The following is a 26,425-nucleotide window of genomic DNA, read 5'->3' as shown; positions in this document are numbered from 1 at the left end:
TCCATGACCTGGAATGGCTGGGCGCAGATCGCGCTCGTCCTCGCCCTTGCGGTCGCCATGGCGATTCCGCTCGGGCGCTACACGGCCGCGGTGGCGCATGGCCGCCTCGGCTTCCTCGCGCCGGTCGAGACGCTGATCTACCGCGCCGCCGGCATCGACCCGAAGCGGGGCATGGGCTGGCGCAGCTATACCCTGGCCATGCTCGCCGCCAATGCCGCGGGCTTCGCGCTGCTCTACGCGCTGCTGCGGCTGCAGGGCGGGTTGCCGCTGAACCCGCAGGGCTTCGACGGGCTGTCGCCCTGGCTCGCCTTCAACACCACGGCCAGCTTCATCAGCAACACCAATTGGCAGGCCTATAGCGGCGAGGCGGCGCTGAGCTACCTCAGCCAGATGGCCGGGCTGGCGGTGCAGAATTTCCTCTCCGCCGCCACCGGCATCGCGCTCGCCTTCGCGGTCTGCCGCGCCTTCGCCTCCGGCGGGGTCAGCCAGCTCGGCAATTTCTGGGCGGATCTGGTGCGCATCTGCCTCTATCTGCTGCTGCCGCTCAGCCTGGTGTTCGGCCTCGCCTTCGTCGCCCTCGGCGTGCCGCAGACCCTCTCGCCCTATGTCGAGGCAAGGACGCTGGAGGGGGCGACCCAGCTCATCCCCCTCGGCCCCGCCGCCTTCCAGATCGCCATCAAGCATCTCGGCACCAATGGCGGCGGCTTCTTCGGGGTGAATTCCCTGCACCCCTTCGAGGGGCCGGACGCCATCGCCACCGCGCTGCAGATCATCGCCCAGCAAGTCATTCCGTTCAGCCTTGCCATCACCTTCGGCCATCTGGTGGGCGACAGGCGGCAGGGCAGGGCGCTGCTCGCCGTCATGCTCGGCTATGTCGTCGTCGCGACCGGTCTGATCTATGCCGCGGAGGCGGGCGGCAACCCGCTGCACCTGGCGCTCGGCATCGATCCCACCCAGGGCAATATGGAGGGCAAGGATCTTCGCTTCGGCCTGCCCCTCGTCGCGCTCTTCTCCGCCACCACCACCGGCGCTTCCTGCGGCGCGGTGAATGCGATGTTCGATAGCTTCACTCCGCTCGGCGGGCTGATTCCGCTCTTCCTCATCCAGCTCGGCGAGGTGCTGCCCGGCGGCGTCGGCTCCGGCCTCTACGGCATGCTGGTCTTCGCCCTGCTGGCGGTCTTCGTCGCCGGGCTGATGGTCGGCCGCACGCCGGAATACCTCGGCAAGAAGGTGCAGGCGCGGGAGATCAAGCTGGCCATGCTGGCGGTGCTGGTGCTGCCCGCCACCATCCTCGGCTTCGCCAGCCTCTCCGTGGCGCTGCCGGCGGCCATCGCCTCCATCCCGGCCCAGGGCCCGCACGGGCTGACGGAGATGCTCTACGCCTTCAGCTCGGCGGCGGGGAATAACGGCTCAGCCTTCGGCGGCCTCGCGGCGGACACGCCCTGGCTGGATACCACCCTCGGCATCGCCATGCTGCTCGGCCGCTTCGCCTATGTGGTGCCGGTGATGGGCATTGCCGGCGCCCTGGCGCTGAAGCCGAAGCTCGCCGCCTCCACCGGCACCTTCCCGACCCATGGGCCGCTCTTCGCCGGCCTGCTGGCGGGGGTGATCCTGATCCTCGGCGGGCTGCAATTCATGCCCGCCCTCGCCCTCGGGCCGCTCGCCGAGCATTTCGTGCTCGCCGCCGGCCGCAGCTTCTGAGGCTTGCTCCGATGCTCGACATCACGCAGACGCCCCGCCAGGGCACCGCGCGCCGCGACCGCCGCGCCGGCGCCGCGCTGGGCGAACCCGCCATCCTCCGCCGGGCCGCGCTCGCCGCCTGGGCGAAGCTCGACCCGCGCCAGCTGGTGCGCAACCCGGTCATCTTCGTGACCGAGGTGGTGGCCATGCTGGTCACCCTGCTTGCCGCCCGCGCCGCCTGGCTGGGCGAGGCCTGGGGCTTCCAGGCCGGCATCGCCGCCTGGCTCTGGCTCACCGTCCTCTTCGCCACCTTCGCCGAAGCCGTGGCGGAGGGCCGCGGCCGCGCCCAGGCGGACAGCCTGCGCCGCACCCGCAGCGAGGCAACGGCGAAGCTCCTGCTGCGCGGCGATGACCGCACCCTCTGGCAGCCCCGCAACGCCACCGAGCTGCGCCCCGGCGACCTCGTGCTGGTCGAGGCCGGCGACCTCATTCCCTCCGATGGCGAGGTGGCGCAGGGCATCGCCAGCGTGAACGAGGCCGCCATCACCGGCGAGAGCGCGCCGGTGATCCGCGAGAGCGGCGGCGACCGCAGCGCCGTCACCGGCGGCACGCTGGTGGTCTCCGACTGGATTGTGGTGCGCATCACGGCGGCGCCCGGCGCCACCTTCCTCGACCGCATGATCGCGCTGGTGGAGGGCGCCAGCCGGCAGAAGACGCCGAACGAGATCGCCCTCGACATCCTGCTGGCCGGCATGACGATCATCTTCCTGATCGCCGTCGCCACGCTGGTCGGCTTCGCCAGCTGGAATGGCGAGGCGCCCGCCATCCCGGTGCTGGCGGCGCTGCTGGTGACGCTGATCCCGACGACGATCGGCGGGCTGCTCTCGGCCATCGGCATTGCCGGCATGGACCGGCTGGTGCGCTTCAACGTGCTGGCGACCAGCGGCCGCGCCGTGGAGGCGGCGGGCGACGTGGATGTGCTGCTGCTGGACAAGACCGGCACCATCACCCTGGGCAACCGCCAGGCCGCCGCCTTCCTGCCGGCGCCCGGGGTGGCGGAGCGGGAGCTGGCGGAGGCGGCGGTGCTCGCCTCCCTGGCGGATGAAACGCCGGAGGGCCGCTCCATCCTGGCCTTCGCGCGGGACAGCTACGGCATCACCCCCAGGGCCTTGCCGGCGGGCGCGAAGGTGGTGCCCTTCACCGCTCAGACCCGGCTCTCCGGCCTCGACCTGCCCCAGGGGACGCAGCTTTGCAGCTTCCGCAAGGGCGCGGTGGATGCGCTGCTGAAGGGGGCGGGCGCCGAGGCCCCTGCCGGCTTCCGCGACGCGGTGGACCACATCGCCCGCAGCGGCGGCACGCCGCTGGCGGTGGCGAAGGATGGCCGCCTGCTCGGCGCCATCGAGCTGAAGGACATCGTCAAGACCGGCATGCGCGCCCGCTTCGACGCGCTGCGGCGGATGGGCATCCGCACCGTCATGGTCACCGGCGACAACCGGCTGACCGCCGCCGCCATCGCCGCCGAGGCCGGGGTGGACGACTTCATCGCCGAGGCCACGCCGGAGGACAAGCTCTCCTACATCCGCCGCGCCCAGGCGGAAGGCCGCCTCGTCGCCATGGCCGGCGACGGTACCAATGACGCGCCGGCCCTGGCCCAGGCCGATGTCGGCCTCGCCATGCAGACCGGCACCCAGGCGGCCCGCGAGGCGGGCAACATGGTCGATCTCGACAGCGACCCGACCAAGCTTATCGAGGTGGTGGAGATCGGCAAGCAGCTCCTCATCACCCGCGGCGCGCTGACCACCTTCTCCATCGCCAATGACGTGGCGAAGTATTTTGCCATCCTGCCGGCGATCTTCGTGGCCTCCTATCCGGAGCTGCAGGCGCTGAACGTCATGCGCCTCGCCTCGCCGGAAAGCGCCATCCTGTCCGCCGTCATCTTCAACGCGCTCATCATCGTCGCGCTGGTGCCGCTGGCGCTGCGCGGCGTGCGCTACGCGCCCATCGGCGCCGCCGCGCTGCTGCGGCGCAACCTGCTGATCTACGGGGTCGGCGGCATCCTCGCGCCCTTCCTCGGCATCAAGCTGATCGACCTCCTCCTCCAGCTCTTCGGGATCGCCTGAGCCATGATCGCCATCCTGCGGCCGGCCCTTGCCGTGGTCGGCCTCCTCACCCTGCTGCTCGGCCTCGCCGTGCCGCTGGGCTTCACCGGCCTTGCCGGCACCCTGTTTCCCACGGCGGCGGGCGGCAGCCTGATCGAGCGGGACGGCAAGGTGGTGGGCTCCGCCCTGATCGGCCAGGACTTCACCGCCGACCGCTACTTCCATCCGCGTCCCTCCGCCACCACGGCGCCGGATCCGGAGAAGCCCGGCAGCACCATCGCCGCGCCCTACAACGCGGCCGCCAGCGCCGCCTCCCAGGCCGCCCCGACGTCCCAGGCGCTGCTGGAGGCGGTGAAGGAACGCCAGGCGGTGCTGGGCGGCGGTGCCGTGCCGGCCGATGCCGTCACCGCCTCCGGCTCCGGGCTGGACCCGCATATCAGCCCGGAGAACGCCGGGCGGCAGGTGGCGCGGGTGGCGGCGGCGCGCGGCCTGCCGGCGGCGCAGGTGGCGGCGCTGGTCGAGCGTCAGACGGAGGGCAGGGAACTCGGCCTGCTCGGCGAGCGCCGGGTGAACGTGCTCCGCCTCAACCTGGCGCTCGACGCGCTGCGCTAGGGCGGGACCGGCCGAGCGGCGCCCGGCCGATCGCGCTCCGGGCGCCGTCCCCGCGCCATCAACCCCGGCTTAATCCCGGGCATCGATACTGGCCAGGCGGGCGCCTTCCCCGGCGCCCTCCCACCCTGGCCAATAGGGCGCCCTGCCGATGCCGACCCTGTCCTGGAGCTATGCCGAATACCAGGCCTCCTCGGGACCGCCAGCCGGCGCCACCGTCATCATCGCTGACAGCCCCGCGGTGCTGGAGGCGCTGTCGCCCTCGGACCTCGCCGCCCTGGCAGCCGCCGGCATCCACGGCATCGATTCCACCGCGGATGCGCTCGCGCTCGGCGTCGCGCAGCTCCAGGCGCTCGGCCCTCTGGCGCTTTCGGCGGGCGATCGGGTGCTGCTGGCCGATGCCGGCAGCACGCTGTCGGCCCTGGCGGCGGAGGACATCCTCGCCCTCGTCACGGTGCGGGGCCTGGCTGGCGTCGCCGCCACCTCCGGCGCGCTGGCCTGGAATGCGGCGCAGGTCGCCGCGTTGCAGGGCCGCCCCCTGGTGCTGGATTTCACCGACTGGCTGGCCGGCAGCACCGCCTATGACGCCGTCGATCCAAGCTTCCGGCTGGAGGTGGAGGCCGTGCCGGCCGCCTATGCGGCCAGCCTCTTCGCAGCCCCGGAGGTCGATGCCGTCCGCATCGCCGATGGCAGCGCCGCCATCAGCGCCGATTTCCACACCCTCGCCCAGGGCAGCGCCAAGCTGCAATCCATCACGCTGACGGATGGCGAGCCGCTGGCGCTCAGTTACGACAATTACCTGAACGACGGCGCCGCCCTTGCGGTGATCCGCGGCGCCTATGGCCTCAGCCTCGCCGGCGCCCCGGCCACCGCCGCGGCGACGCTGCAGGCCGATGCCCGCGTCACCGGTTTCAGCGTCAGCGACAGCGCCGCCGCCGTGGCGGCCGCGCTGGATGCGCTCGCCGGCGCCGGCAAGCTGACCGGCATCGCGCTGCTGGACAGCGCCCCGCTGGAGATCACCGCCGCCCAGTTCGCTGCCGATGCCGCCGTTCTGGCCCGGCTGCCGAGCGGCCATACGCTCAGCATCGCCGCCGCCAGCGTGGCCGGCGCCGCGGCGCTGGAGGCGGATGACCACGTCATCGGCTTCACCGTGCGGGACAGCGCGGCGAACATCGCCGCCGGCCTCGCCAGCCTCGGCAGCTACGCCAAGCTCTCCGCCATTGCCCTCAGCGACGGCCCGGCGCTGGCCTTGGACTATGCCACCTGGTCCGGCGCCCAGGCAGTGCTGGGCAAGATCGAGGGCGCCGATATCGCCGTCCATGGCGTCGCCGTGGCTGATGCTTTCGCCGTACAGGACAGCCCCTACGACGCCAGCTTCACGCTCAGCGACAGCACGGCGAATGTCGTGGCGGCGCTGGAAAGCCTGGCCGCCATGCCGCATCTGGCCGGCATCGGGCTGACGGATTCCGTGCCCATCCTGCTCGAGGCCGGCCGCTACCCCGCCATCGCCGCCCTGCTGCCCCTGCTGCCGCCCGGCCGCGGCATCACCGTCGCGGAGGCGCCGGCGGACCTCGCCGCCGCGCTGCAGGCGGATGCCAGCATCACCGGCTTCACCGTCAGCGACACCGCCGAGGCGATCGCCTCGGCGCTGGAGCAGCTCGCTGCCAGCGGCAAGCTGGCCGGCATCACGCTGACCGATGGCGCCGCCCTCGTGCTGACCGAGGCGCAGTACCTGGCGGGCGGCGCCGCACTCGCCCTGCTGCCCGGCGGCACCAGCCTGCAGGTCACCGGCGCCGCCACGGTGCGACTCGCCGCCCTGGCCGCCGATGCCCGCGTCGCCGGCTTCACCGTGCTGGACAGCGCCGCCCATATCGCGGCGGATTTCGCGGCGCTGCAGGGCGCCGCCAAGCTCACCGGCCTGGCCGTGCAGGGCGGCGGCCCGCTGGGCCTGACCGCGGCGCAATATGCCAGCCCCGGCAATCTCCTGTCCCTGCTGCCGGAGGACTACACCCTCACCGTCAGCGGCCTCGCCGCCGCGGCGGCGGAAGCGGCGCAGGCGGAGGCGCATGTCACCGCCTTCACCGTGCTGGACAGCGCCGCCAACCTCGCCGCGGCGCTGGACCAGATCGCAGGCTACGGGAAGATCTCCGCCATCGCGCTCAGCGATGGCAGCAGCCTCGCCATCGCCTTCGGCCAGCTTGCCAGCGCTGCCGCAGCCCTGGCCCGGCTGGACCCCGGAATCACCCTGACGGTGGCGGATGCCGTGATGGCCGAGGCCGCCGCCGCCCAGGCGGATGCGCGGGTGGGTGGCTTCACCCTGGCCGATACCGCGGCGAACCTTTCCGCCGGCTTCGGCCAGCTCGCCGGTGCCGGCAAGCTCACCGCCATCACGGTTACCGATGCCGCGCCCGTCACCCTGGACTACGCCACCTATGCCGCCGCGCCCGCGGCGCTGGCGCTGCTCGCCGGCAGTCCCACACTGGTGGTGACGGAGGCGACCGCCGCCCAGGCCGCCGCGCTGCAGGCGGATGCGGCGGTGGACGGCTTCTCGGTCAGCGACAGCGCGGCCAACATCGCCGTGGCGCTGGACAGCCTGGCTGCCGCCGGCAAGCTCACCGCGGTCCATGTGCTGGACAGCTTCGTGCTGCCCATCACCTACGCCCAGTACCTCGCCGATGGCGCGGCCCTGGCCCTGCTGCAGGATGGCGCGCGGATCGCCGTCAGCGGCGCCACGGCCGGCGCGGTCGCCGCGGCGGAGGGCGACGATGCCGTCCTCGCCATCGCCGTGCAGGACAGCGCCGCCAACATCGCCGCCGCTTTCGACAGCCTGAACGCCGCCACCAAGCTCACGGCCATCGAACTCGTCGGTGGCGCCGACCTCGTGCTCGGCCGCACCCAGATCATCGAGGGCAGCCGGGCGCTTGGCCTCGTCGGCAGCAGCGCGCCGCTCGCGGTACAGGCGGATGCGGCGGTGCTCGGCTTCACCCCGGCGGAGCTGACCGAGCTGGCCGACCACGGGGTGCAGAAGCTGGCCGCGGCCGGCGGCAGCCTCGCCCTCGATGTCGCCCAGTATCTCGGCCTCGGTCCCATCCATCTCATGGCGGCCGACAATGTCACCCTGGCCGATCTCGGCGCGCATTACGCCGCCCTCGGCGCAGCGGAGATCGCCGGCCTCGCCGCTGCCGGGGTGGACCGGCTGGACGCGACGGACAACCGCCTCGGCCTCACTCTGGAACAGCTCGGCGCGCTGGGCAGCGTCGCTATCGCCGGCGGCGATCTCCTGACCCTGGCGGATTCCGGCGCCACGATCGGCGCGCTGACCGCCACGGAGATCGCCGCCCTGGCCAGCCGCGGCATCGCGGCGATCGACGCCACGGACGACGCGCTGAGCCTGAGCTATGCGCAGTACCACGCCCTGGCCAGCATCGCGCTGGACACGGAGGACGACGTCACGCTGGCCGACACCGCGGCCAGCCTGGCCAACCGCAATACCCAGGCCATGGCCGGCATCGACCGCCTGCTGGTCTATGAGTCGCCGGGTGGCCAGCGCATCAACGGCACCCTCGGGGACGACATCTACTATGTGGACAGCGTCGGCGACATTATCACCGAGGGCGCGAACGGCGGCAGGGACACGCTGATCGCCAGCATCGGCTTCTATCTCGGCGCGAGTATCGAGAATCTCACCCTCGGCATCGGCGCCGGCGCGATCTTCGGCATGGGCAATGAGCTGGCCAACAGCCTGACGGGCAATGAGGACGCCAATCTCATGGCCGGCTTCTCCGGTGGCGATACGGTGCATGGCGATGACGGCAACGACACCCTGCATGGCCTCGACGGCGATGACAGTCTCGATGGCGGTGCCAGCGCCGACTACCTGACCAGCGGCGCTGGCAACGATACGCTGTTCGGCGGCACCGGCTCCGACACGCTGCATGGCGAGGCGGGGAACGACCATCTCACCGGCGGCCCGGACCTCGCCTTCGACCTGCTGACAGGCGGGGCGGGCAACGACACGCTGGACGGCGCCAGCGGGCTCCACGAGGCCGACATGCTGCTGGGGGGCGCGGGCAACGACCTCCACTACGTGGATACGGCGGCCGACCAGGTCGTCGAGCTGCCCGGCGAAGGCGAGGACACCATCGTCGCCGCCATCGACGGACCCGGCTACTACCTGCCGGAGAATGTCGAGGATCTGGTCCTGCTCACCGCTATTCCCTTCGCCCTGGGCAATGGGCTGAGCAACCGCATCACCGGCAGCGCTTCCGCCGACTGGCTGCTGGGCGGGGGCGGGGACGACACGCTGAATGGCATGGCAGGCGACGACACCCTGCTCGGCGAGACCGGCAGCGATGTCTTCGTCTTCAGCCCCGGTACCGGCCATGACCTGATCCTGGATTTCCACCAGGGGCAGGACCGGATCAGGCTGAGCGGCTTCGACCTCGGCCCCCATCCGACCATGCTCGCCTACATCCAGGCCCGGAGCGGCGTGATCGACGGCAACCTGCTCATCGACCTTGGGCAAGGCGATTCGGTCTTGCTTCACCACGTCACCGGCCTCACCACCTACGATCTGGGGTGATCCCCATATGCGGCGCGCGTCCGGTCCCGGGCCGGGGATGCGCCGCGCCGGAGAAGGAAGCGCCATGCCCAGGATCGTCGGCCGCCGTGCCGTCCTCGCCCTGCCTGCCCTGCTGCCCGCCCTGGCCCGGGCGCAGGGCTTCCCGCAGCGCAACGTCACCGTTATCGTCCCCTCCGCCCCCGGCGGCACGCTGGATGCGCTGGCGCGCTTCTACGCCCAGGCGATGACGCCCGCGCTCGGCAGGCAGGTGGTGGTGGAGAATGTCAGCGGCGCCGGCGGCCTCATCGGCATGCAGCGCGCCGCGCGGTCGGAGCCGGATGGCCACACCATCTCCTTCGGCAATATGGGCGTCATGGCGGTGGGCGCCATCCTCAACCCGCAGGGCGGCTTCGACCCGCGGCGGGACATGGCGCCGATCTCCCTCGTCGCCGATGTCCCCATGGTGCTCTCCGCCAGCCCGCGCGGCAGCATCCGCAGCCTCTCGGCGCTGCTGGAGAAGCTGCGGACGGAGGGCGAGAAGGTCACCTTCGGCACCGCCGGCCTCGGCACCACCAGCCATCTGGCGCCGGGCTACCTGCTGCACCTGGCGAAGGTGAAGGGCACGCTGGTCTCCTATCGCGGCGCGGGGCCGGCGCTGAACGATCTGGCGGCGGGGCTGGTGGACGCCGTCATCGACCAGACCGTGACGATGATTCCCGGCCATCGCGGCGGCACGGCGGTGGCGCTGGCGGTCAGCGCGCCGCAGCGCATCCCGCAATTGCCCGAAGTCCCGACCTTCGCCGAGGGCGGGCTGCCGGACTTCGACCTCGTCATCTGGAATGCCTTCGCCGCGCCGCCTGGCACCCCGGCGCCGATCCTGGCGCGGTTGGCGGAGGCGGTGGAAGCGGCGCAGGCCGATCCCGGGTTGCAGGGAAGGCTCCGCGACCTGGCGAGCACCGCGACGCCGCCCGCCGCGCGCGGACCGGAGGCGATGCAGGCGCGCATCGCCGCCGACATGACGAAGTGGACGGAGATCATCAACGCGCCGGGCTTCGCGCGCGAATAGGCCGGAAGGGGCATGCCCCGGCGGCGTGCCCCCCTGCCGCCTTGCGCCCCGCTGCGTGCCGTGCCGTAGTGTGCGCCAAGCATAGACGGGAGGATGGCGGTGAAGTTCGCCCTGCATTTCGGCAATCTCGTATTTCCCGATGCCGCGGGGGCCGCGCGCCTCGGCCGGGCGGCGGAGGCGGCGGGCTTCGATTCCGTGCTGGCCGTGGACCATGTCGTGCTGCCGGAGGGCTTCGCCACCCGCTACCCCTATTCCGCCGATGGCAACCTGCCGGCCAAGGTGGATGGCGACTGGCCGGACCCGCTGGTCTGGCTCGCCTTCCTCGCCGCGGCCACGACGAAGCTGAAGCTGCTCACCGGCGTCGTCATCGTGCCGCAGCGGGAGCCGGTGGTGATGGCCAAGCAGATCGCCACGCTCGACATGATGAGCGGCGGCCGCTTCGAATTCGGCATCGGCGTCGGCTGGCTGAAGGAGGAATTCGAGGCCCTCGGCATGGCCTTTGAGCGCCGCGGCAAGCGCACGGACGAATACCTCGCCGCCATGCGCGCCCTGTGGTCGCCTGGCCCCACCGAGTTCAGCGGCGAATTCATCCGCTTCCCCAACCTGCACTGCTACCCGAAGCCGGCGGGGAAGGTGCCGATCATCGTCGGCGGCCATTCCGAGGCGGCGGCGAAGCGCGCCGGGCGGCTGGGCGACGGGTTCTTCCCCTCCATCGGCTCGCAATTCGATGTCTTCCCGCTCTTCGACATCGTCCGCGCCGCAGCGGAGAAGGCGGGCCGCGACCCCGCCGGCATCGAGTTCATCACCGGCTGCCCGGATGCGCTGCCCGCCTCCGGCAAGGATCCCGTCGCGGCGGTCGAGGAGCGCCGGGCGCGAGGCGTCAGCCGAATCGTCCTGCCGCTCACCGCCTTCATGCCGGATCTGGAAGCCAACCTCGCCCGCTTCGGGGAGCAGGTGATCAGGCCCTGCTCGCGCTGAGCCCGAACCGCGCCTTCAGCGCCGCCCGGCTGCCGTTGCGGAGGGCGGCGGCCTGGGCCGGGTCGGCGCAGGCGCGGGCCAGGGCGATGGCGCCGGCCAGCTCGGCATAGAGCGAGGCGGCGAGCTGCGCCGCCGCCGCCTCCTCATGCCCCAGGCCGCGGAACAGCGCCGCCGCCGCCGCCTGCAGCCGCGCCAGCCCGGCGCCGAAGCGGGCGCGCAGCGCGGGGCTCAGCCGCGCCACATCGGCCGCCAGCGCCGGCAGGGGACAGCCCTCCGCCACCGAATCCTGGTGCAGCGGGGAGAGATAGGCGTCGATGGTGTGGGCCAGCGCCTCGGCGGGCGACAGCCCCTCGACGCGCTTGGCGAAGCGCGCCGCCCCCTCCTCGAACATCCGGTCCAGGGCGGCGGCGACCAGCGCCTCCTTGTTCGGGAAATGCGCGTAGAAGCCGCCATGGGTCAGGCCGGCGCGGCGCATCACCTCGGCGATGCCCACCCCTTCCGGCCCCGCCGCCTTGATGGCCCGCGCCGCCTCCCGCAGCAGGCGCTCCCGGGTTTCCGCCTTGTGGTCGCTGCCGTAGCGCATCGCGCTCCCGTCAGGGCTGGCCGATGCCGGCCTGGTAGACCCGCAGCCGCGTATGCGCCGCGTTCAGCAGCGGCGTGGCGATGCCGTGCTTCGCGCCGCGGGCGATCATGTCGCCGAGGATCTGGTCCGCCTCCACCCAGCGGCCATCCTGCATGTCGCGGAACATGGAGGAGGCCTGGGGCGAGGCCTTGTTGCTGAACATGGTGCGGAGCTGGGCGTGGAAGGCGGGGAAGGGGAAGCCCTCGGCCATCGTCACCGCCATCACCTCGTCGATCAGGCCATGGGCGAAGGCGATGCCGCCCGGCGTCGAGGCCACCGCGCCGATCGGCCCGCCGCCGAGGCAGGTGACGCCGCCCATGGCGGCGAGCAGCATCCATTTCTCCCACATCTCCACCACCACCCTGGGCGAGAGCACGGCGTCGAAGCCGGCGCCGGAGAGCGCCGCATCGAGGGCGCGCAGGCGCGGCGAGTCGCTGCCGTCCATCTCGCCATAGGTCAGGCTCTGGAAGGGGGCGAGCTGGCGGATGCGGCCTTCCGCATCCAGCGTCGCCGCCACCTTGCAGACGCCGCCGATCAGCGCCTTGGCGCCGAAGCGGGCAGCAATGGCATCGACGTGCCGCATGCCGTTCAGCACCGGCATGATCATCGTCTGCGGCCCGACCGCGGGGGCGATGTCCTCCAGCGCCTGCTCCAGGTGATAGGCCTTCACCGTCAGCAGGATGGTGTCATAGGCGCCGTCGATGCTGCCCGCCGTCACCACGCGCGGGGTGAGGTGCAGGTCGCCATGCTGCGGGCTGATGACCTGCAGCCCCTGTTCGGCGATCTGCTTCGCCCGTCCCGGACGCAGCAGGAAGGTGACGTCCCGCCCCGCAGCGGCGAGCCTGGCGCCGAAATAGCCGCCGGTGGAGCCGGCGCCGACGATGAGCAGCTTCATGGGTGACGGTTCCTTACCCTGTCCTGGGGCCCGATCCGGCCGTTGGCGGTCACTGTCCAGGCTGGCCGGCGATGTTATGACAGGCGTCATCCCAATGTCGAGATGGGTGCCGGGCCGCGCCGCTGACCCGCCCGTATCCGCGGCCTTCCCTTGACCGGGATGATATGAGGACCATCATGTAAAGGCACGCGGACAGGAGACCCGAGCATGAGCCAGGCGGACATCGTCCTTTGCCACCCCGTGCGCACCGCCATCGGGGCCTTCAACGGCACCCTGAAGAACACCCCGGCCACCGAGCTCGGCGCCGCCGTGGTACGCGAGACGCTCGCCCGCGCCCGGCTGGCGCCGGAGCAGGTGGATGGCGCCATCCTCGGCAATGTGGTGCAGGCTGGCAACCGCATGAATCCGGCGCGCCAGGCGGCGATCGGCGGCGGGCTGCCGGTCTCCGTCCCGGCCATGACCATCAACCGGGTCTGTGGCTCCGGCGCCCAGGCCATCGTCAGCGCGGCGCAGGAAGTGGCGCTGGGCCAGGCGCAGGTGATGGTCGCCGGCGGCATGGAGAACATGGACCGCGCGCCCTACCTGCTCGGCAATGGCCGCTGGGGCTACCGCATGGGCCCGGCCGAGATCCTCGACAGCGTGCTGACGGACGGGCTGAACGACGCCTTTTCCGGCCAGCATTCCGGCTGGCACACCGAGGATCTGGTCACCCGCGCCCAGCTTTCGCGCGAGCGCCAGGATGCATGGGCCGCGCGCTCCCAGCAGCGCTTCGCCAGGGCGCAGGCAGCCGGGCATTTCGCGGCGGAGATCCTGCCGCTGACGGTGAAGGCCGGGAAATCCGGGACGCGCTTCGCCGAGGACGAGGCGCCGCGGCCCGAGACCACCACGGAGGTGCTGGCGAAGCTCAAGCCCGCCTTCCGCCCGGACGGCACCATCACCGCCGGCAATGCCCCCGGCCTCAACAGCGGTGCGGCAGCGATGCTGGTGACGGCGCGCGGCACTGCCGACCGGCTCGGCCTCGCCCCGGCCGCGCGCCTCGTCGCCCATGGGGTGGCGGCGGTGGAGCCGGGGATGTTCGGCCTCGGCCCCGTACCGGCGGTGCGGCAGGCGCTGGCGCGGGCCGGCTGGTCGCTCTCCGGCATCGAGCGGATCGAGATCAACGAGGCCTTCGCCGCGGTGCCGCTGGCGGTAGCGCAGGAGCTCGGCCTGCCGGAGGACATCATCAATGTCGAAGGCGGCGCCATCGCCCATGGCCACCCGATCGGCGCCACCGGCGCGGTGCTGGTGACGCGGCTGATCCATGCCATGCAGCGGGACGGGCTGCGGCGCGGCATGGCGACGCTGTGCATCGGGGGCGGGCAGGGGATCGCGCTGGCGCTGGAGATGCTGCGCTGAGCAGGGCATCGCACCGCAAGGCCGACCTTGCGGCGCGTCTCTCTCCGATCGCGTTCCGCCAAGGGCCTTGCGGCCTTCTGGCCTCTTGGGTCCGGGCGTGGGGGTCCGGTCCGGAAGCCGATTAGCCCAATTCCGTGCGCAGCCAGCCGATCAGCTTGCGCACGGCGGCATTGGGGCCGTGCTGGCGGTTCTCGATGGCGAGGAAGCCTTCCGGAAATCGCAGGACCTCGCCCAGCACCACCAGGCGCCCGCTCTCCAGGTGTTCCGCCACCAGGCGCTCCTCCACCAGCGCGACGCCGAGGCCCGACAGCGCCGCCTCGATGCAATGATGCAGGTGCGGGAAGCGCATCTCCCGTCGGATCGCCAGCGCCAGGCCGGCGTGGGCGGCGAAGGCCTCCCAGGCGGAGGGCCAGGTTTCCGCCACCAGGCGGCACTCCGCCTCCAGCACGCCATCCGCGCAGCGCGCCGCATGCCCGGGTGCGGCGATGGCCGCCAGCCGCACCTCGCCGATGACATGCACATGCCGCCCCTTGGGCGCGGCATAGGTCAGCCGGTCCCAGCTCGTCGCCACGTCATAGTCCTCGCCGTCCTGGAAGCTGCGGCGGACCATGACGAGGGAGACGGAGATCCCCGGATGCAGCGCATAGAAGCGCGGCAGCCGCGGCACCAGCCAGCGCGCCGCGAAGGTGGAGCCGCAGGCCAGCCGCACCCCCTGCATCCCGTCCCGTGGCGCCAGCCGCTCCAGCGCCGTCTCCAGCGTGGCGAAGGCGGTGCTGACGGCGGAGTAGAGCTCCGCCCCCGCCCGGGTCGGCCGCAACCCCGGCGCGCCGCGGTCCAGCAAGGTCAGCCGCAGCGCCTCCTCCAGCGCCCGCACCTGCCGGCTGACCGCGCCATGGGTGCGGCCCAGCTCCTCGGCCGCACGGCTCATGGAGGCCAGCCGCACCGTGGCTTCGAAGGCAGGTAGGGCGCCGAGCGGTGGCAGGCGGCGGCGGGGCACGTGCGTTTTCCTCACAGCACCCTGCGCCGAACTCGGATGTCCGGCAAGCCGATCCGCGCCATGAAGGGTGGGCGATGGAGCATGACGATGCAGGCAGTGGCGGGCGGGGAGCCGGGCAATCTGGTCGTGCTGGCCTCCCGCCGGGCCCGCCATCTGCCGTGGCCGGGCCGCCCGGCCCTGGGCGAAAACCTCACAGCCCCCGACTTCGAGCAGGCCGGCCTGCCCTGGCCCCTGCTGTGGTGGCGGCGCGCCCGCTGGCGCCGCCAGCTGCGCCGCGCCCTGCTGCCGGAGCCGGATTCGGTGCTCGCGGATTTTGGCGCCCGCCGCGCCGCCCTCGCCGTCTATGTCGCCCGCCCCTGCTGGCGCAGATGAGGCAGCCGAGCCAAGCCTGGCCGGTGTCCTGATGCAGCTTAGGCTGTACGAAGCCGATGGCGGAGAGCGCCTCCCGGGGCCCCACGGCGCCGCGCAGCGGGGGCGCGAGGGCTACCCCCCGCCGGAGGCCTGCTGGAACCCCGCCTCCACCGCCGCGGCCAGCATCTCCGGCTGGGGCAGGGCGATGGCGCGGCGGTCCGTCGTCAGCAGCCCCTCCCGCTGCATCTGGGACAGGATGCGGCTCACCACCTCCCGCCGCGTGCCGATGCGCGCCGCCAGCTCGTGATGCGGCGGCGGCGGGGAGATCACCCGCCCGTCGCCCCCCACCCGGGGCCGGGACAGGCGCAGCAGCAGCGAGGCCAGGCGCAGCCGCACCGGCAGCGCCACCAGCTCGATGAGCCTTGCATCGCGCTCCCGCACCCGCGCCGTCAGCAGCCGCAGCAATTGCAGCGCCGCCGCCGGGGTGGCCAGCACGAAGGCCATGAAGGGGGCGGAGGGCAGGGCGCAGAGCCTGGTCCGGGTCAGCGCCACCACCGCGGCGGAGCGCGGCGCACCGTCGATGGCGGCGTATTCGCCCACCATGTCGCCCGCCTTCAGCTCGTTCAGGATCAGCTCATGCCCGCCGGAGGTGCGACCCAGCACCCGGACCGCGCCCTCCGCCAGGAAGAACACCTCCTGGGTCGGGTCGCCGTCCTCCACCACCACCTGGCCGGCCTCGAAGCTCCGCCAACTGGCCGCCGCCTGCAGCGGGGCCAGGATCTCGGCACTGAAGCCGCGGAAGAAGGGAAGACGCTCGATTGACTGCATGGCTCCTGCGGTTATGCAAATTCCATGTCAGCCATGGCATAGCATCGGTGGCGCTCGCACAAGCGTGCGCCACCGCACAGTGCCGTCGCCCCCCGCTCAAACCGGGGTGAACATGGTGGCCGGCGGGCCATCCCCCTGGGTCGGCTTGAACACCACCTTCACCTTCTGGCCGATGCGCACCGTATCCAGGTCGCAATCGACGATATTGGTGAAGACCCGGACGCCCTCGTCCAGCTCGACATAGGCGACGCAGTAGGGCTCCTTCGTCCGCATCACCGTATAGGTGTAGACAGTGCCAATGCCTTTCGCCTCAACCAGTTCGACATTGTTCGAAAGGGTGAAAGGCGAGCAGCCCCGTGGATACCAGAAGTGCTTGCCGGTGTCCTTGCAGAGCCCGATCAGCAGCCGGCCCTCGCGGGCCGCGTCGAAATAGGGCTTGTTCGTCGGGTCCACCTGGATGGCGGGAATGGCGCGGTTGGAAGCCGGGGTCGGCATGGTCTCACTCCCTCTCCAGGATCACGGTCGCACTGCCATGGCGGGTGCCGAGCAGCCCGCCCGTGCCATGCGCCAGGGCCAGGGTGCAGCCCGGCACCTGCACCTTCGGATGCGCCTCGCCGCGGAGCTGCCGCACCGCCTCGATCACCTTGGTCATGCCGCCGCGATTCGCCGGGTGGTTGTTGCAGAGCCCGCCGCCATCGGTGTTGAAGGGCAGCTTGCCGACGCCGGAGATCAGGTTGCCATCGGCGACGAACTTCCCGCCCTGGCCCTTCTCGCAGAAGCCGAGATCCTCGAGCTGGATCAGCACGGTGATGGTGAAGCTGTCATAGATGGAGGCGTACTGGATGTCCTTCGGCGTCACCCCGGCTTCCTCGAAGGCGCGGGGGCCGGAGAAGCGGGCGCCGGAATAGGTCAGGTCCGTATAGCCGGCGGCCTGGTTCTTGGTCGCTTCGCCATGGCCCTTCACCTTGACCAGCGGGCGCTTCAGGCTCTTCGCGATCTCCGGCCGCGCCAGGATCAGCGCCCCGCCGCCATCGGAAATCACGCAGCAATCGAGGCGATGCAGCGGGTCCGAGATCATGGGCGAGTTCACCACATCCTCGACCGTGACCACCTTCGGCAGCATCGCATGCGGGTTATACTGCGCATGGTGGGAGGCCGCGACCTTGATCCAGGCGAGCTGCTCGGAGGTGGTGCCGAACTCGTACATGTGGCGCATGGCGCACAAGGCATAGGCGTTGGCGACGGTGCGGCCATAGGGGATCTCGAAGGGGTCGTCCGGGACGTTCACGCCCCAGCTCCGCGGCGCCGTGCCGGTGGCCATGGCCTCCGCCCGCGGCCGCCCGGCCAGCGTCACCAGCGCGACGTTGCACTTGCCAAGGGCAATCGCCTCCAGCGCATGCCCCACATGCAGCACATAGGAGGAGCCGCCGACATCGGTGCTGTCCAGATGCCGCAGCTTGGTCAGGCCGAGATAGTCCGCCATGTTCAGCGGGCCGAGGCCGGGCGCGGCGCCGGTGCAGAAATAGCCGTCGATGTCGTCCTTGGTCAGGCCGGCATCCTGCAGCGCGCCATAGGCGACCTCGGCATGGAGCTGCGCCACCGATGTGTTGTCGGCCTTGCGCGTCGGGTGCTCATAGGCGCCGACGATATAGGCCTTCCCGCTGATGCTCATGGGCTGTGCGCCCCTCCCTTCGTTCGCAGGCTATCGAATCTGGCGCAGCCTTCCCCCGGCCGGGCGCCGGCGTCAAGCGGTCGCTGGCGCTGGCCGCTATATGCTGCAGTGCAGCATGCGGCGGCGATGGCGCTTCCCTACACCACGCTCGTCAGCCCGCCATCGACGTAGAGCAGATGGCCGTTGACATAGGAAGAGGCGTCGGAGGCGAGGAAGATCGCCGCCCCCACCAGCTCCGGCAGCTCCCCCCAGCGCCCGGCCGGGGTGCGCTTGCACAGCCAGTCGTTGAACTCGGCATTCGCGCGCAGCGGCGTCGTCAGCTCCGTGCTGAAATAGCCGGGGGCGATGCCGTTGCATTGCAGCCCGTGTTTCGCCCAATCGGCGCACATCGCCTTGGTCAGCATGCCGATGGCGCCCTTGGTGGCGGTATAGGGGCCGGTGGTGGTGCGGCCCAGCATGCTCATCACGCTGCAGGTGTTGATGATCTTGCCCCGGCCGCGCGCCACCATGCCGCGCGCCACCGCCCGGGCGCAGTAGAAGGCGCTGTGCAGGTTGGTGGCGATCACCGTGTGCCAGGTCTCGTCCGGCATCTCGTGCAGCAGCCCGCGCAGATTCACCCCGGCGTTGTTGCAGAGGATGTCGATGGTGCCGCCTGCCTCCACCGAAGCCACGCCGGCTTCCACCGCCGCGCTGTCGGTCACGTCGAAGGCGGCGATCTCCACCCTCAGCCCTTCCGCCCGCAGCCCGGCTGCCGCGCGCTCCAGCTTCGCCGCATCGCGTCCGTTCAGCACCACCGCCGCGCCGGCAGCGCCCAGCCCCCGCGCCAGGGCCAGGCCGATCCCCTGGGAGGAGCCGGTGACCAGCGCCCTCTTGCCGCTGAGGTCGAAAAGCTTGAGCGACATGGCATCCTCCCCGTAAAGCCCGGCCAGGGAAGCAGGGGACAGGCCCATGGACAAGCCGGAGCTGCTGGTGATGGGGGAGCTGCCCGACTGGGACCTCGCCCCCATGGCCGAGCGCTACACCCTGCACCTGCTCTACGCCGCGCCGGAGCCGGAGGCGCTGCTGGCCGCCTGTGCCCCGCGGATCCGCGGCATCGTCACCAAGGGCGAGATCGGCGCCAGCGCCGCGCTGATGCAGCGTCTGCCGCGGCTCGAGATCGTCGCCTGCTACGGCGTCGGGGTGGATGCCATCGACCGCGCCTGGTGCGCCGCCCATGGCGTGCCGGTGACCAATACCCCGGATGTGCTGACCGAGGACGTGGCCGACATGGCCTTCGCCCTGCTGCTCGGCGTGGCGCGCCGGATCCCCCAGGCCGATGCCTGGGTGCGCGAGGGGCGCTGGGTGGGGGAGGGGTCCATGCCCCTCACCACCCGGGTCTGGGGCAGGCGCCTCGGCATCGTCGGCCTCGGCCGCATCGGCCGCGCCGTCGCCCGCCGTGCGGAGGGCTTCGACATGCGGATCGCCTATAGCGGCCGCAGCCCCAAGCCGGACCTGTCCTATGCCTATCACCCCAGCCCCGCCGCCCTCGCCCCGCATTGCGAGGTGATGGTTTGCTGCGCCATGGGCGGCCCCGCGACGGAGGGGCTGATCGACCGCGCGGCGATCGACGCCCTGCCGCCCGGCGCCATCTTCGTCAATGTCTCCCGCGGCAGCTGCGTGGATGAGGCGGCGCTGCTCGCCGCGCTGCGCGAGGGATGGATCGCCCTCGCCGCGCTCGACGTCTTCCGCAACGAGCCCGCCATCGACCCGGAATTCGCCCGCCTGCCGAATGTCCTGCTCGCGCCCCACGCCGCCAGCGGCACCGTCGCCACCCGCCAGGCCATGGGCGCGTTGATGCAGGAGAACCTGGCCGCGCATTTCGCCGGCCAGCCCCTGCCGACGGAGATCAGGCCGTGACCCAGGCTGTCGTCATCCACGGGCCGCGCGACCTCCGCCTGGAAGCGCGGGAGGAGGCGGCGCCCGGCTCCGGCCAGGTCGCCATCCGCATCGCCCGTGGCGGCATCTGCGGCTCCGACCTGCACTACTACCAGCACGGCGGCTTCGGCGCGGTCCGGCTGCGGGAGCCGATGGTGCTGGGGCATGAGGTGGCGGGCCATGTCGCCGCGCTCGGCCCCGGCGTCACCGGCCTGGCGGTGGGGGATGCAGTGGCCGTGAACCCCAGCCTGCCCTGCGGCGCCTGCCGCCACTGCCTGGCGGGGCGGGCCAACCACTGCCTCGACATGCGCTTCTACGGCAGCGCCATGCGGCTGCCGCATGTGCAGGGCGGCTTCATCGGCCATCTGGTCTGCGAGGCCGCGCGCGCCGTGGCGCTGCCGCCCGGCATGGCGCCGGAGCTGGCCGCCTTCGCCGAGCCGCTGGCCGTGGTGCTGCATGCGGCGCGGCAGGCTGGGCCCCTGCTCGGCGCCCGGGTGCTGGTGATGGGGGCGGGGCCGATCGGCTGCCTCGCCATCGCCGCCGCCCGCCATGCCGGAGCGCAGGAGGTGGTGGCCACCGACCTGCACGCCGCCCCCCTGCTGTTTGCCCGCCGCATGGGCGCGGACCGCACCATCGCGCTGCATGAGGATCCGGAGGCGCTGGCGCCCTACGGGCTGGAGAAGGGGCATTTCGACGTGGTGTTCGAGGCCTCGGGCAGCGGCGCGGCGCTGGCCGCCGCCATCCAGGCGGCGCGGCCGCAGGCGGTGGTGGTGCAGCTCGGCCTCGGCGGCGATGTGCCGCTGGCGCTCTCGGCGCTGGTGGCGAAGGAAATCACGCTGCGCGGCACCTTCCGCTTCCACGAGGAATTCGCCCTGGCGGTGGAGGCGCTGGCGCGCGGCTGGATCGACCCGCTGCCGCTGCTTTCTGCAACCCTGCCCGTCGGAGAGGCAGTGGAGGCGTTCGAGCTGGCGGGGGATCGTGCCCGGGCGATGAAGGTGCAGCTGGCCTTCTAGCGCAGATCGCCGTAGGGCGGCATCGCCCGAAGGCGTGAATCTGCTCTGCAAGCAAAGGCGTAGAGCGTTTTCGGTGAACGAGTGTGAACCGAAAATGCTCTAGCCTGTCGACGCCTGCTCCGCCCGGCGCATCGCCGCACCGCATGGTCGCCCAGCGCACATAGCGCCGCAGCGACACCGCCCGGTGTCACAGCCCAGGTGCCAGGCCAGCTTCGCGGCGGCGCCGGCGCGGAGCGAGGATGTCCGTGCCCTCCACGCGAGCTGGCGGCCCTTCCTCGACAGCGCCAACATCCGGGTCCGGACGAGCGAATTCGCGCCGGATGCCGTCCGCTCCGCCAACCCCATCCGGGGCGCTGGCAGGATGCTCGCGATTTCGTCATAATAGGCCGGCGGGAAGCGGCTTGCGAAACCGTTCCGCAACGGGCGAGTTGCGTCCGACATGCAACCCCATGGGTAATGTGGGCCTGGTGGGCGCGACGGAGAATGAGAATTCGGCAGCAGCGCGGGTCCGACAGGACCTCGCCGCCGCCGAGGCGGCGAATGATGCGCTGCGTCGGGCCAATGCCGAGCTCGCCCTCAGCCGGGCGGCCCTGGCGGCGCGGGAACAGCAATTGCGTCTCGCCCTGGATGCCGCCCGGATGGCCACCTGGGAATGGCAGGCGGAAGGCGGCCGCCTGACCGGCTCCGCGGGCCGGGAAGCACTCTACGGCCGGCCGCCGGGCAGCCTCGACAGCTTCGCGGCGGTGCTGGAGGCAGTGCATCCTGCGGACCGCCCGGCGGTCGCGGCCGCCATCCGCCGCGCCACCGCCCGCGGACCGGAGGAGGAACGCTTCGACGCCGTCGAATTCCGCGTCCTCGGCGCTGATGGTGCGCTGCGCTGGCTGCGCGGTCAGGGCCGGGTGACGCAGCGGCACAAGGAGACCGGCAGGCCGTTCCGCGCTGCCGGCATCACCTTCGACATCACCGAGCGCAAGCGCGCCGAGCAGGCGCAGCGGGAGGCCGAGGAGCGCTACCGCGTGCTGTTCGAATCGGCCCCCTTCGGGGTGATCGTGCTGGACAGCGCGACGCTGTCGATCCTCGACGTCAACACCAGGGCCTGCGAGGAATTCGGCTATGCGCGGGGGGAGTTCCTCCGGCTCAACATCGCCGATGTCGATGCGCTGGGCGATGCCGCCGCCATCCGCCGCCGCGCCAAGGCCCATGCCGTGCGCTCCGGCACCCAGGAATTCGAGGCGCAGCACCGGCTGAAATCCGGCGCGTTGCGGGACGTGCTGGTGCGGGTGCAGGGCATCCGCCTGGGCGAGCGGGAGGTGGCCTACAGCGCGCATTTCGACATCACCGGGCGCAAGGCGGCGGAGGCGCATCTGGCGCGCCTCGCCGCCATCCTGGAAGCCACGCCGGACCTGGTCGCGATCAGCGATGCCCGCACCGGCCGCGCCGTCTATCTCAACACCGCCTATCGCCGCCTGCTCGGCCTCGGCGAGAACACCCCGCCGGAGGCGGTGCAGCTCCTCGCCTGCCACCCGCGCGCGGTGGCGCGGCGCCTGATGGAGGAGGCGATGCCGGTCGCCGCGCAGGAGGGCGCCTGGACGGGCGAGGGCGCGGTGCTGGCGGCGGATGGGCGGGAGGTCCCGGTCTCCCTCGTCGTGCTTGCCCATCGCGACGGCGGCGAGGTGGCGAACTACTCCGCCATCATGCGCGACCTCAGCGAGTTGAAGCGCGCCGAGGAGGAACGGGCCCTGCTGGCGCGGGAGCTGGACCACCGCGCCAAGAACACCCTGGCGGTGGTGCAGGCGGCGCTGCGGCTGACGCCGAAGACCGATGTGGCGAGCTTCGCCCGGGCGGTGGAGGGGCGGGTGATGGCGCTGGCCCGCGCCCACACCCTGCTGGCGCGCGGCCGCTGGACCGGCGCCTCCCTCGCCGCGCTGGTGGCGGCGGAGATGGCGCCCTTCGCGCATGGCCGGCTGCGCACCGGCGGGCCGGAGCTGCGCCTGGCGCCCACCGCCGCCCAGGCGGTCTCCATGGCGCTGCACGAGCTGGCGACGAATGCCACGAAATACGGCGCGCTCTCCGTGCCGGACGGCCAGCTCGGCATCGGCTGGTGGCAGGATGTGCCGGCCGGGACGCTGCATCTGCGCTGGAGCGAGACGGGCGGCCCGCCGGTGGCCGGGCCCCCGGCGCAGCGCGGCTTCGGCTCCCGCGTGCTGGAGGCGACGATGCGCGACCAGCTCGGCGGCACGGTGGAGCGGCACTGGCACCACGAAGGGCTGGTCTGCGACATCGCCCTGCCGCTGGACCGCGCCCTGGCCCGCGGTTGAGGCCGGGCCTGCCTACTCCGCCGGCGCTGCCGCCGGCAATGGCCCGTGCCGCCCGGCCGGCGCCCGGTCCAGCGCCAGATAGACCACCGGCGTGGTGTAGAGGGTGAGGAGCTGCGAGAGCAGCAGCCCGCCGATGATGGCGATGCCGAGCGGCTGCCGCAGCTCCGACCCCGCCCCGCTGCCGATCACCAGCGGCACCGCGCCGAACACCGCAGCGAGCGTCGTCATCAGGATGGGCCGGAAGCGTTCCCGGCAGGCGGCGAGAATGGCCTCGACGCCGCCGATCCCCTCCGCCCGCTCATGCTCCAGCGCGAAATCCACCAGCATGATGGCGTTCTTCTTCACGATGCCCATCAGCAGGATGACGCCGATGAGGGAGATGACGCCGAAGGGGGTGTTGGTCGCCAGCAGCGCCAGCAGCGCGCCGATGCCCGCCGTGGGCAGGGTGGAGATGATGGTGACCGGGTGCAGCAAGTGCTCGTACAGGATGCCGAGCACGATGTAGATGGCCAGCACCGCGGCCAGGATCAGCAGCGGCATGCCGGCGGTGAAGGACTGGAAGGCGCGGGCATTGCCGGCGAATTCCGTGCGCAGCCCATCCGGCAGGCCGATCTCCGCCGCCGCCCGCTCCACCAGCGCCGCCGCCTGGCCGATGCTCACTCCCGGCAGCAGGTTGAAGGTGATGGTCGCCGCCGGATAGAGCCCCTGATGCGTCACCGAGAGCGGCGCATGCGTCCGCTCCACCGTGACGAGGGAGGAGAGCGGCACCATCGTCCCGTCGGAGGCGGTGAGGTAGATGTTGTCCACCTGCTCCGGGTGCTGCGCCTCGCGCGGATCCACCTCCAGCACCACCCGGTACTGGTTGCGGCTGCGGTAGAGGATGGAGACCTGGCGCTGGGCGAAGGCGCCGTTCAGCGCCGCCGTCACGCCGGAGACGGAGATGCCGAGCCGCGCCGCCGCGTCGCGGTCGATCACCAGCCGCGTCACCAGCCCGGCGCGCTGCTGGTCGGAATTCACGTCGGCGATGACCGGCACCTCGCGCAGCTTGTCCACCAGCCGCTCCGACCAGGTGGCGAGGTCCTCCAGGCTCGGCGCCAGCAGCACGAATTGGAAGGCGGCGTTGCCGGACCGGCCGCCGATCTGCACGTCCTGCACCGCGCGCAGGAAGGTCTGCACGCCGGGGATGGCGTTCAGCGGCCGGCGCAGCCGGTCGATCACCTGCTGGGCGGAGACGCCGCGCTCGGCCAGCGGCTTCAGGCTGACGAACATCCGCCCGGTGCTGGAGGAGCCGCCGAAGCCGCTGGCGCCGACGGAGGAGGCGACGGAGGCCACGGCGGGGTCGCGCTGCAATACCTCCACCACCTTCTCCTGCAGCTGCAGCATGGCCTGGAAGGAGGTGTCCGGCGCCGAGCGCGTGCTGCCCATGATGAGGCCGGTATCCTGGTCCGGCACGAAGCCCTTCGGCACCACGGTGTAGAGCCAGGCGGTGACGCCCACGAGGGCGATGGTGAAGACCAGCATCAGCCGCCGCACCCGCAGCACGTGGCGCAGGCTCCAGAGATAGCCCTGGGTCAGCTTCGCCATGCCCCAGTCCACGGCGCGGCTGAAGCGGCCGGGCGGCGGCGGCGCCTCCCGCGCCAGATGCGCCGCCAGCATGGGCGTGAGGGTGAGGGAGACGACGCCGGAGATGGCGACGGCGATCGCCAGCGTCGCCGAGAATTCCCGGAACATCCGGCCGACGACGCCGCCCATGAAGAGCAGCGGGATGAAGACGGCGATGAGCGAGACGGTGATGGAGACGACGGTGAAGCCGATCTGCTTCGCCCCCTCCAGCGCCGCCTGCATGGGCTTCATGCCCCGCTCGGTCAGCCGCGCCATGTTCTCGATCATCACGATGGCGTCGTCCACCACGAAGCCGACCGAGATGGTGAGCGCCATGAGCGAGAGGTTGTCGAGCGAATAGCCGACCAGCCACATCACCGCGAAGGTGCCGAGGAGGGAGAGCGGCACCGCCGCCCCCGCCGCCACCACGGCCGAGGTGCGCTTCAGGAACAGCGCCACCACCAGGATGACCAGGGCGATGGAGATGAGCAGCGTCAGCTGCACCTCATCGACGCTCGCCCGGATGGTCTCCGAGCGGTCGCGGATCGTCATGATCTCGACGCCGCCGGGCAGCCAGCGCTGCAGCTCCGGCATCAGCGCCTGGATGCCCTTCACCACCTCCAGCACATTGGCGTCGGCCTGCTTGAAGATGGTCATCTGCACCGCCGGCCGGCCGTTGACCGAGCCGCCCTGGCGCCGGTCCCGCACATCCAGCGAGACCCGGGCGATGGCGCCGAGGCGGACCACCGCGCCATCCGCGGTGTTGCGGAGGATGAGCCGTGCATACTCCTCCGGCGTGTTCAGCCGGTCATTCACCGCGATGGCGGCGGATTGCTCCTGCCCGTCCACCAGCCCGGTGGGCATGGCGATGTTGGTGCCGGTGATGGCCTGCCGGATCGTCTCCAGCCCGATGCCGGCCGAGGCTGCCGCCGCCGGGTCCACCGCCACCCGGATGGCCGGCTGCTCCGCGCCCTGGATGTTCACGCTGGCCACGCCTTCGACCTGGGCGAGGCGCGGCGCGATCAGGCTGTCCGCCACGTCGTAGATGTCGCCCGGCGTCGCGGTCGTCGAGGTCAGGGCAAGGATCAGCACCGGCGCATCGGCCGGGTTGGCCTTGCGGAAGGAAGGCGGGCTCGGCAGGGCGGGCAGGTCGCTGCCGGCGGCGTTGATCGCCGCCTGCACGTCGCGCGCCGCCCCCTCCACCGGGCGGGACAGGTCGAACTGGACGATGATGAAGGTGCTGCCGAGGGAGGAGACGGAGGTCATCTCCGTCACCCCCGGAATGGCGCCGATCCGCCGTTCCAGCGGCGCCGCGACGGCGGAGGCCATGGTCGCCGGATCCGCCCCGGGCAGGCTGGCGGAGATGAAGATGGTCGGCAGATCCACCCGCGGCAGCGGTGCGATGGGCAGGTGGAAATAGGCGGCGATGCCCGCCAGGGCGAGGCCGATGGCGAGCAGCGCCGTCGCGATCGGCCGCCGGATGAAGGGCTCGCTGATCGACATGCTATTCCGCCGGCGCCACATGCGGCCGCCGCCGCGTCAGCCGCCGGGCCCGCAGCCGCAGCCCCTCCATCGCCAGATAGATGACCGGCGTGGTGTAGAGGGTGATCACCTGGCTCAGCAGCAGCCCGCCGACCACCGAGACGCCGAGCGGCTGCCGCAGCTCGGACCCCGTCCCGGTCTCCAGCATCAGCGGCAGGGCGCCGAGCAGCGCCGCCATGGTCGTCATCATGATGGGGCGGAAGCGCAGCAGCGAGGCCTCGATGATCGCCTCCCGCGCGCCCCGCCCGTGGTCGCGCTGCGCCTCCAGCGCGAAGTCGATCAT

At 72.0% G+C, this 26,425-nt stretch carries 20 protein-coding genes; 11 read left to right on the top strand and 9 right to left on the bottom strand.

The window, feature by feature from the left end; translation table 11 throughout:
• Positions 1 to 3 precede the first annotated feature (3 nt).
• The 6 genes from kdpA (at position 4) to NJ376_RS17155 (ending at position 10,993) form a co-directional block, all read left to right on the top strand.
• Positions 4 to 1,701: a potassium-transporting ATPase subunit KdpA gene (kdpA, locus tag NJ376_RS17180; RefSeq protein ID WP_252954515.1), complete on the top strand. Its 1,698-nt coding sequence runs from the start codon at positions 4 to 6 to the stop codon at positions 1,699 to 1,701.
• An 11-nt stretch (positions 1,702 to 1,712) separates the two neighbouring features.
• The gene (gene kdpB / locus NJ376_RS17175; protein WP_252954514.1) at positions 1,713 to 3,800 is read left to right on the top strand and encodes a potassium-transporting ATPase subunit KdpB; all 2,088 of its coding nucleotides are present in this window, start codon (positions 1,713 to 1,715) and stop codon (positions 3,798 to 3,800) included.
• A 3-nt stretch (positions 3,801 to 3,803) separates the two neighbouring features.
• Positions 3,804 to 4,391, top strand: coding sequence for a potassium-transporting ATPase subunit KdpC (gene kdpC / locus NJ376_RS17170; protein WP_252954513.1), 588 nt, complete (start codon positions 3,804 to 3,806; stop codon positions 4,389 to 4,391).
• Positions 4,392 to 4,539: 148 nt separating this feature from the next.
• Entirely contained in the window at positions 4,540 to 8,970 is a 4,431-nt protein-coding gene (locus NJ376_RS17165; RefSeq protein WP_252954512.1) for a calcium-binding protein, read from the top strand.
• 64 nt (positions 8,971 to 9,034) lie between these two features.
• A complete protein-coding gene (locus NJ376_RS17160; RefSeq protein ID WP_252954511.1) occupies positions 9,035 to 10,015 on the top strand; it encodes a Bug family tripartite tricarboxylate transporter substrate binding protein in 981 nt (326 codons plus the stop codon).
• Positions 10,016 to 10,114: 99 nt separating this feature from the next.
• Positions 10,115 to 10,993: an LLM class F420-dependent oxidoreductase gene (locus NJ376_RS17155; RefSeq protein ID WP_252954510.1), complete on the top strand. Its 879-nt coding sequence runs from the start codon at positions 10,115 to 10,117 to the stop codon at positions 10,991 to 10,993.
• Here NJ376_RS17155 and NJ376_RS17150 read toward each other — a convergent pair.
• Positions 10,974 to 11,576 (bottom strand): TetR/AcrR family transcriptional regulator, encoded by a 603-nt coding sequence (locus NJ376_RS17150; RefSeq protein ID WP_252954509.1) that lies wholly within the window; start codon positions 11,574 to 11,576, stop codon positions 10,974 to 10,976. The two genes, NJ376_RS17155 and NJ376_RS17150, sit on opposite strands and share 20 nt — an antisense overlap.
• A gap of 10 nt (positions 11,577 to 11,586) precedes the next feature.
• Complete coding sequence (locus tag NJ376_RS17145; RefSeq protein ID WP_252954508.1) at positions 11,587 to 12,510, bottom strand: ketopantoate reductase family protein; 924 nt, start codon at positions 12,508 to 12,510, stop codon at positions 11,587 to 11,589.
• A 207-nt stretch (positions 12,511 to 12,717) separates the two neighbouring features.
• On the opposite strand from NJ376_RS17145, the gene NJ376_RS17140 reads away from it, so the two are divergent.
• Entirely contained in the window at positions 12,718 to 13,905 is a 1,188-nt protein-coding gene (locus NJ376_RS17140; RefSeq protein WP_252954507.1) for a thiolase family protein, read from the top strand.
• Positions 13,906 to 14,026: 121 nt separating this feature from the next.
• Here NJ376_RS17140 and NJ376_RS17135 read toward each other — a convergent pair whose 3' ends face one another.
• Positions 14,027 to 14,902, bottom strand: a complete 876-nt coding sequence (locus NJ376_RS17135) for a LysR substrate-binding domain-containing protein (RefSeq protein WP_252954506.1) — start codon at positions 14,900 to 14,902, stop codon at positions 14,027 to 14,029.
• 81 nt (positions 14,903 to 14,983) lie between these two features.
• On the opposite strand from NJ376_RS17135, the gene NJ376_RS17130 reads away from it, so the two are divergent.
• Positions 14,984 to 15,274, top strand: a complete 291-nt coding sequence (locus NJ376_RS17130; RefSeq protein WP_252954505.1) for a hypothetical protein — start codon at positions 14,984 to 14,986, stop codon at positions 15,272 to 15,274.
• A 111-nt stretch (positions 15,275 to 15,385) separates the two neighbouring features.
• On the opposite strand, the gene NJ376_RS17125 is transcribed toward NJ376_RS17130, so the two are convergent.
• The 4 genes from NJ376_RS17125 to NJ376_RS17110 form a co-directional block, all read right to left on the bottom strand.
• Positions 15,386 to 16,081, bottom strand: a complete 696-nt coding sequence (locus tag NJ376_RS17125; RefSeq protein ID WP_252954504.1) for a Crp/Fnr family transcriptional regulator — start codon at positions 16,079 to 16,081, stop codon at positions 15,386 to 15,388.
• A 96-nt stretch (positions 16,082 to 16,177) separates the two neighbouring features.
• Positions 16,178 to 16,576 carry a Zn-ribbon domain-containing OB-fold protein gene (locus NJ376_RS17120; protein WP_252954503.1) on the bottom strand — a complete coding sequence of 133 codons (399 nt, stop codon included), beginning with the start codon at positions 16,574 to 16,576 and terminating at the stop codon, positions 16,178 to 16,180.
• 4 nt (positions 16,577 to 16,580) lie between these two features.
• Entirely contained in the window at positions 16,581 to 17,753 is a 1,173-nt protein-coding gene (locus tag NJ376_RS17115) for a thiolase domain-containing protein (RefSeq protein ID WP_252954502.1), read from the bottom strand.
• Between the two features lie 137 nt (positions 17,754 to 17,890).
• On the bottom strand, positions 17,891 to 18,655 hold the full coding sequence (locus tag NJ376_RS17110; protein ID WP_252954501.1) for an SDR family oxidoreductase: 765 nt from the start codon (positions 18,653 to 18,655) through the stop codon (positions 17,891 to 17,893).
• A 46-nt stretch (positions 18,656 to 18,701) separates the two neighbouring features.
• Between NJ376_RS17110 and NJ376_RS17105 the strand changes: the two genes are divergently transcribed.
• The 3 genes from NJ376_RS17105 (at position 18,702) to NJ376_RS17095 (ending at position 22,998) form a co-directional block, all read left to right on the top strand.
• Positions 18,702 to 19,649 (top strand): 2-hydroxyacid dehydrogenase, encoded by a 948-nt coding sequence (locus tag NJ376_RS17105; RefSeq protein WP_252954500.1) that lies wholly within the window; start codon positions 18,702 to 18,704, stop codon positions 19,647 to 19,649.
• Positions 19,646 to 20,680 (top strand): L-idonate 5-dehydrogenase, encoded by a 1,035-nt coding sequence (locus NJ376_RS17100; protein WP_252954499.1) that lies wholly within the window; start codon positions 19,646 to 19,648, stop codon positions 20,678 to 20,680. The genes NJ376_RS17105 and NJ376_RS17100 overlap by 4 nt, the downstream gene beginning before the upstream one ends.
• Positions 20,681 to 21,129: 449 nt before the next feature.
• A complete protein-coding gene (locus NJ376_RS17095; protein WP_252954498.1) occupies positions 21,130 to 22,998 on the top strand; it encodes a PAS domain S-box protein in 1,869 nt (622 codons plus the stop codon).
• A gap of 12 nt (positions 22,999 to 23,010) precedes the next feature.
• On the opposite strand, the gene NJ376_RS17090 is transcribed toward NJ376_RS17095, so the two are convergent.
• The gene (locus NJ376_RS17090; protein WP_252954497.1) at positions 23,011 to 26,103 is read right to left on the bottom strand and encodes an efflux RND transporter permease subunit; all 3,093 of its coding nucleotides are present in this window, start codon (positions 26,101 to 26,103) and stop codon (positions 23,011 to 23,013) included.
• A 1-nt stretch (position 26,104) separates the two neighbouring features.
• On the bottom strand, positions 26,105 to 26,425 hold a 321-nt coding region (locus NJ376_RS17085), incomplete at its 5' end, for an efflux RND transporter permease subunit (RefSeq protein ID WP_252954496.1).

Origin of the sequence: Siccirubricoccus soli (assembly GCF_024178315.1) — a bacterium.
Taxonomy (GTDB): domain Bacteria; phylum Pseudomonadota; class Alphaproteobacteria; order Acetobacterales; family Acetobacteraceae; genus Siccirubricoccus; species Siccirubricoccus soli.
Note: the sequence above shows the minus strand (reverse complement) of the source record. Positions and strands in the feature narration are given on the sequence as shown.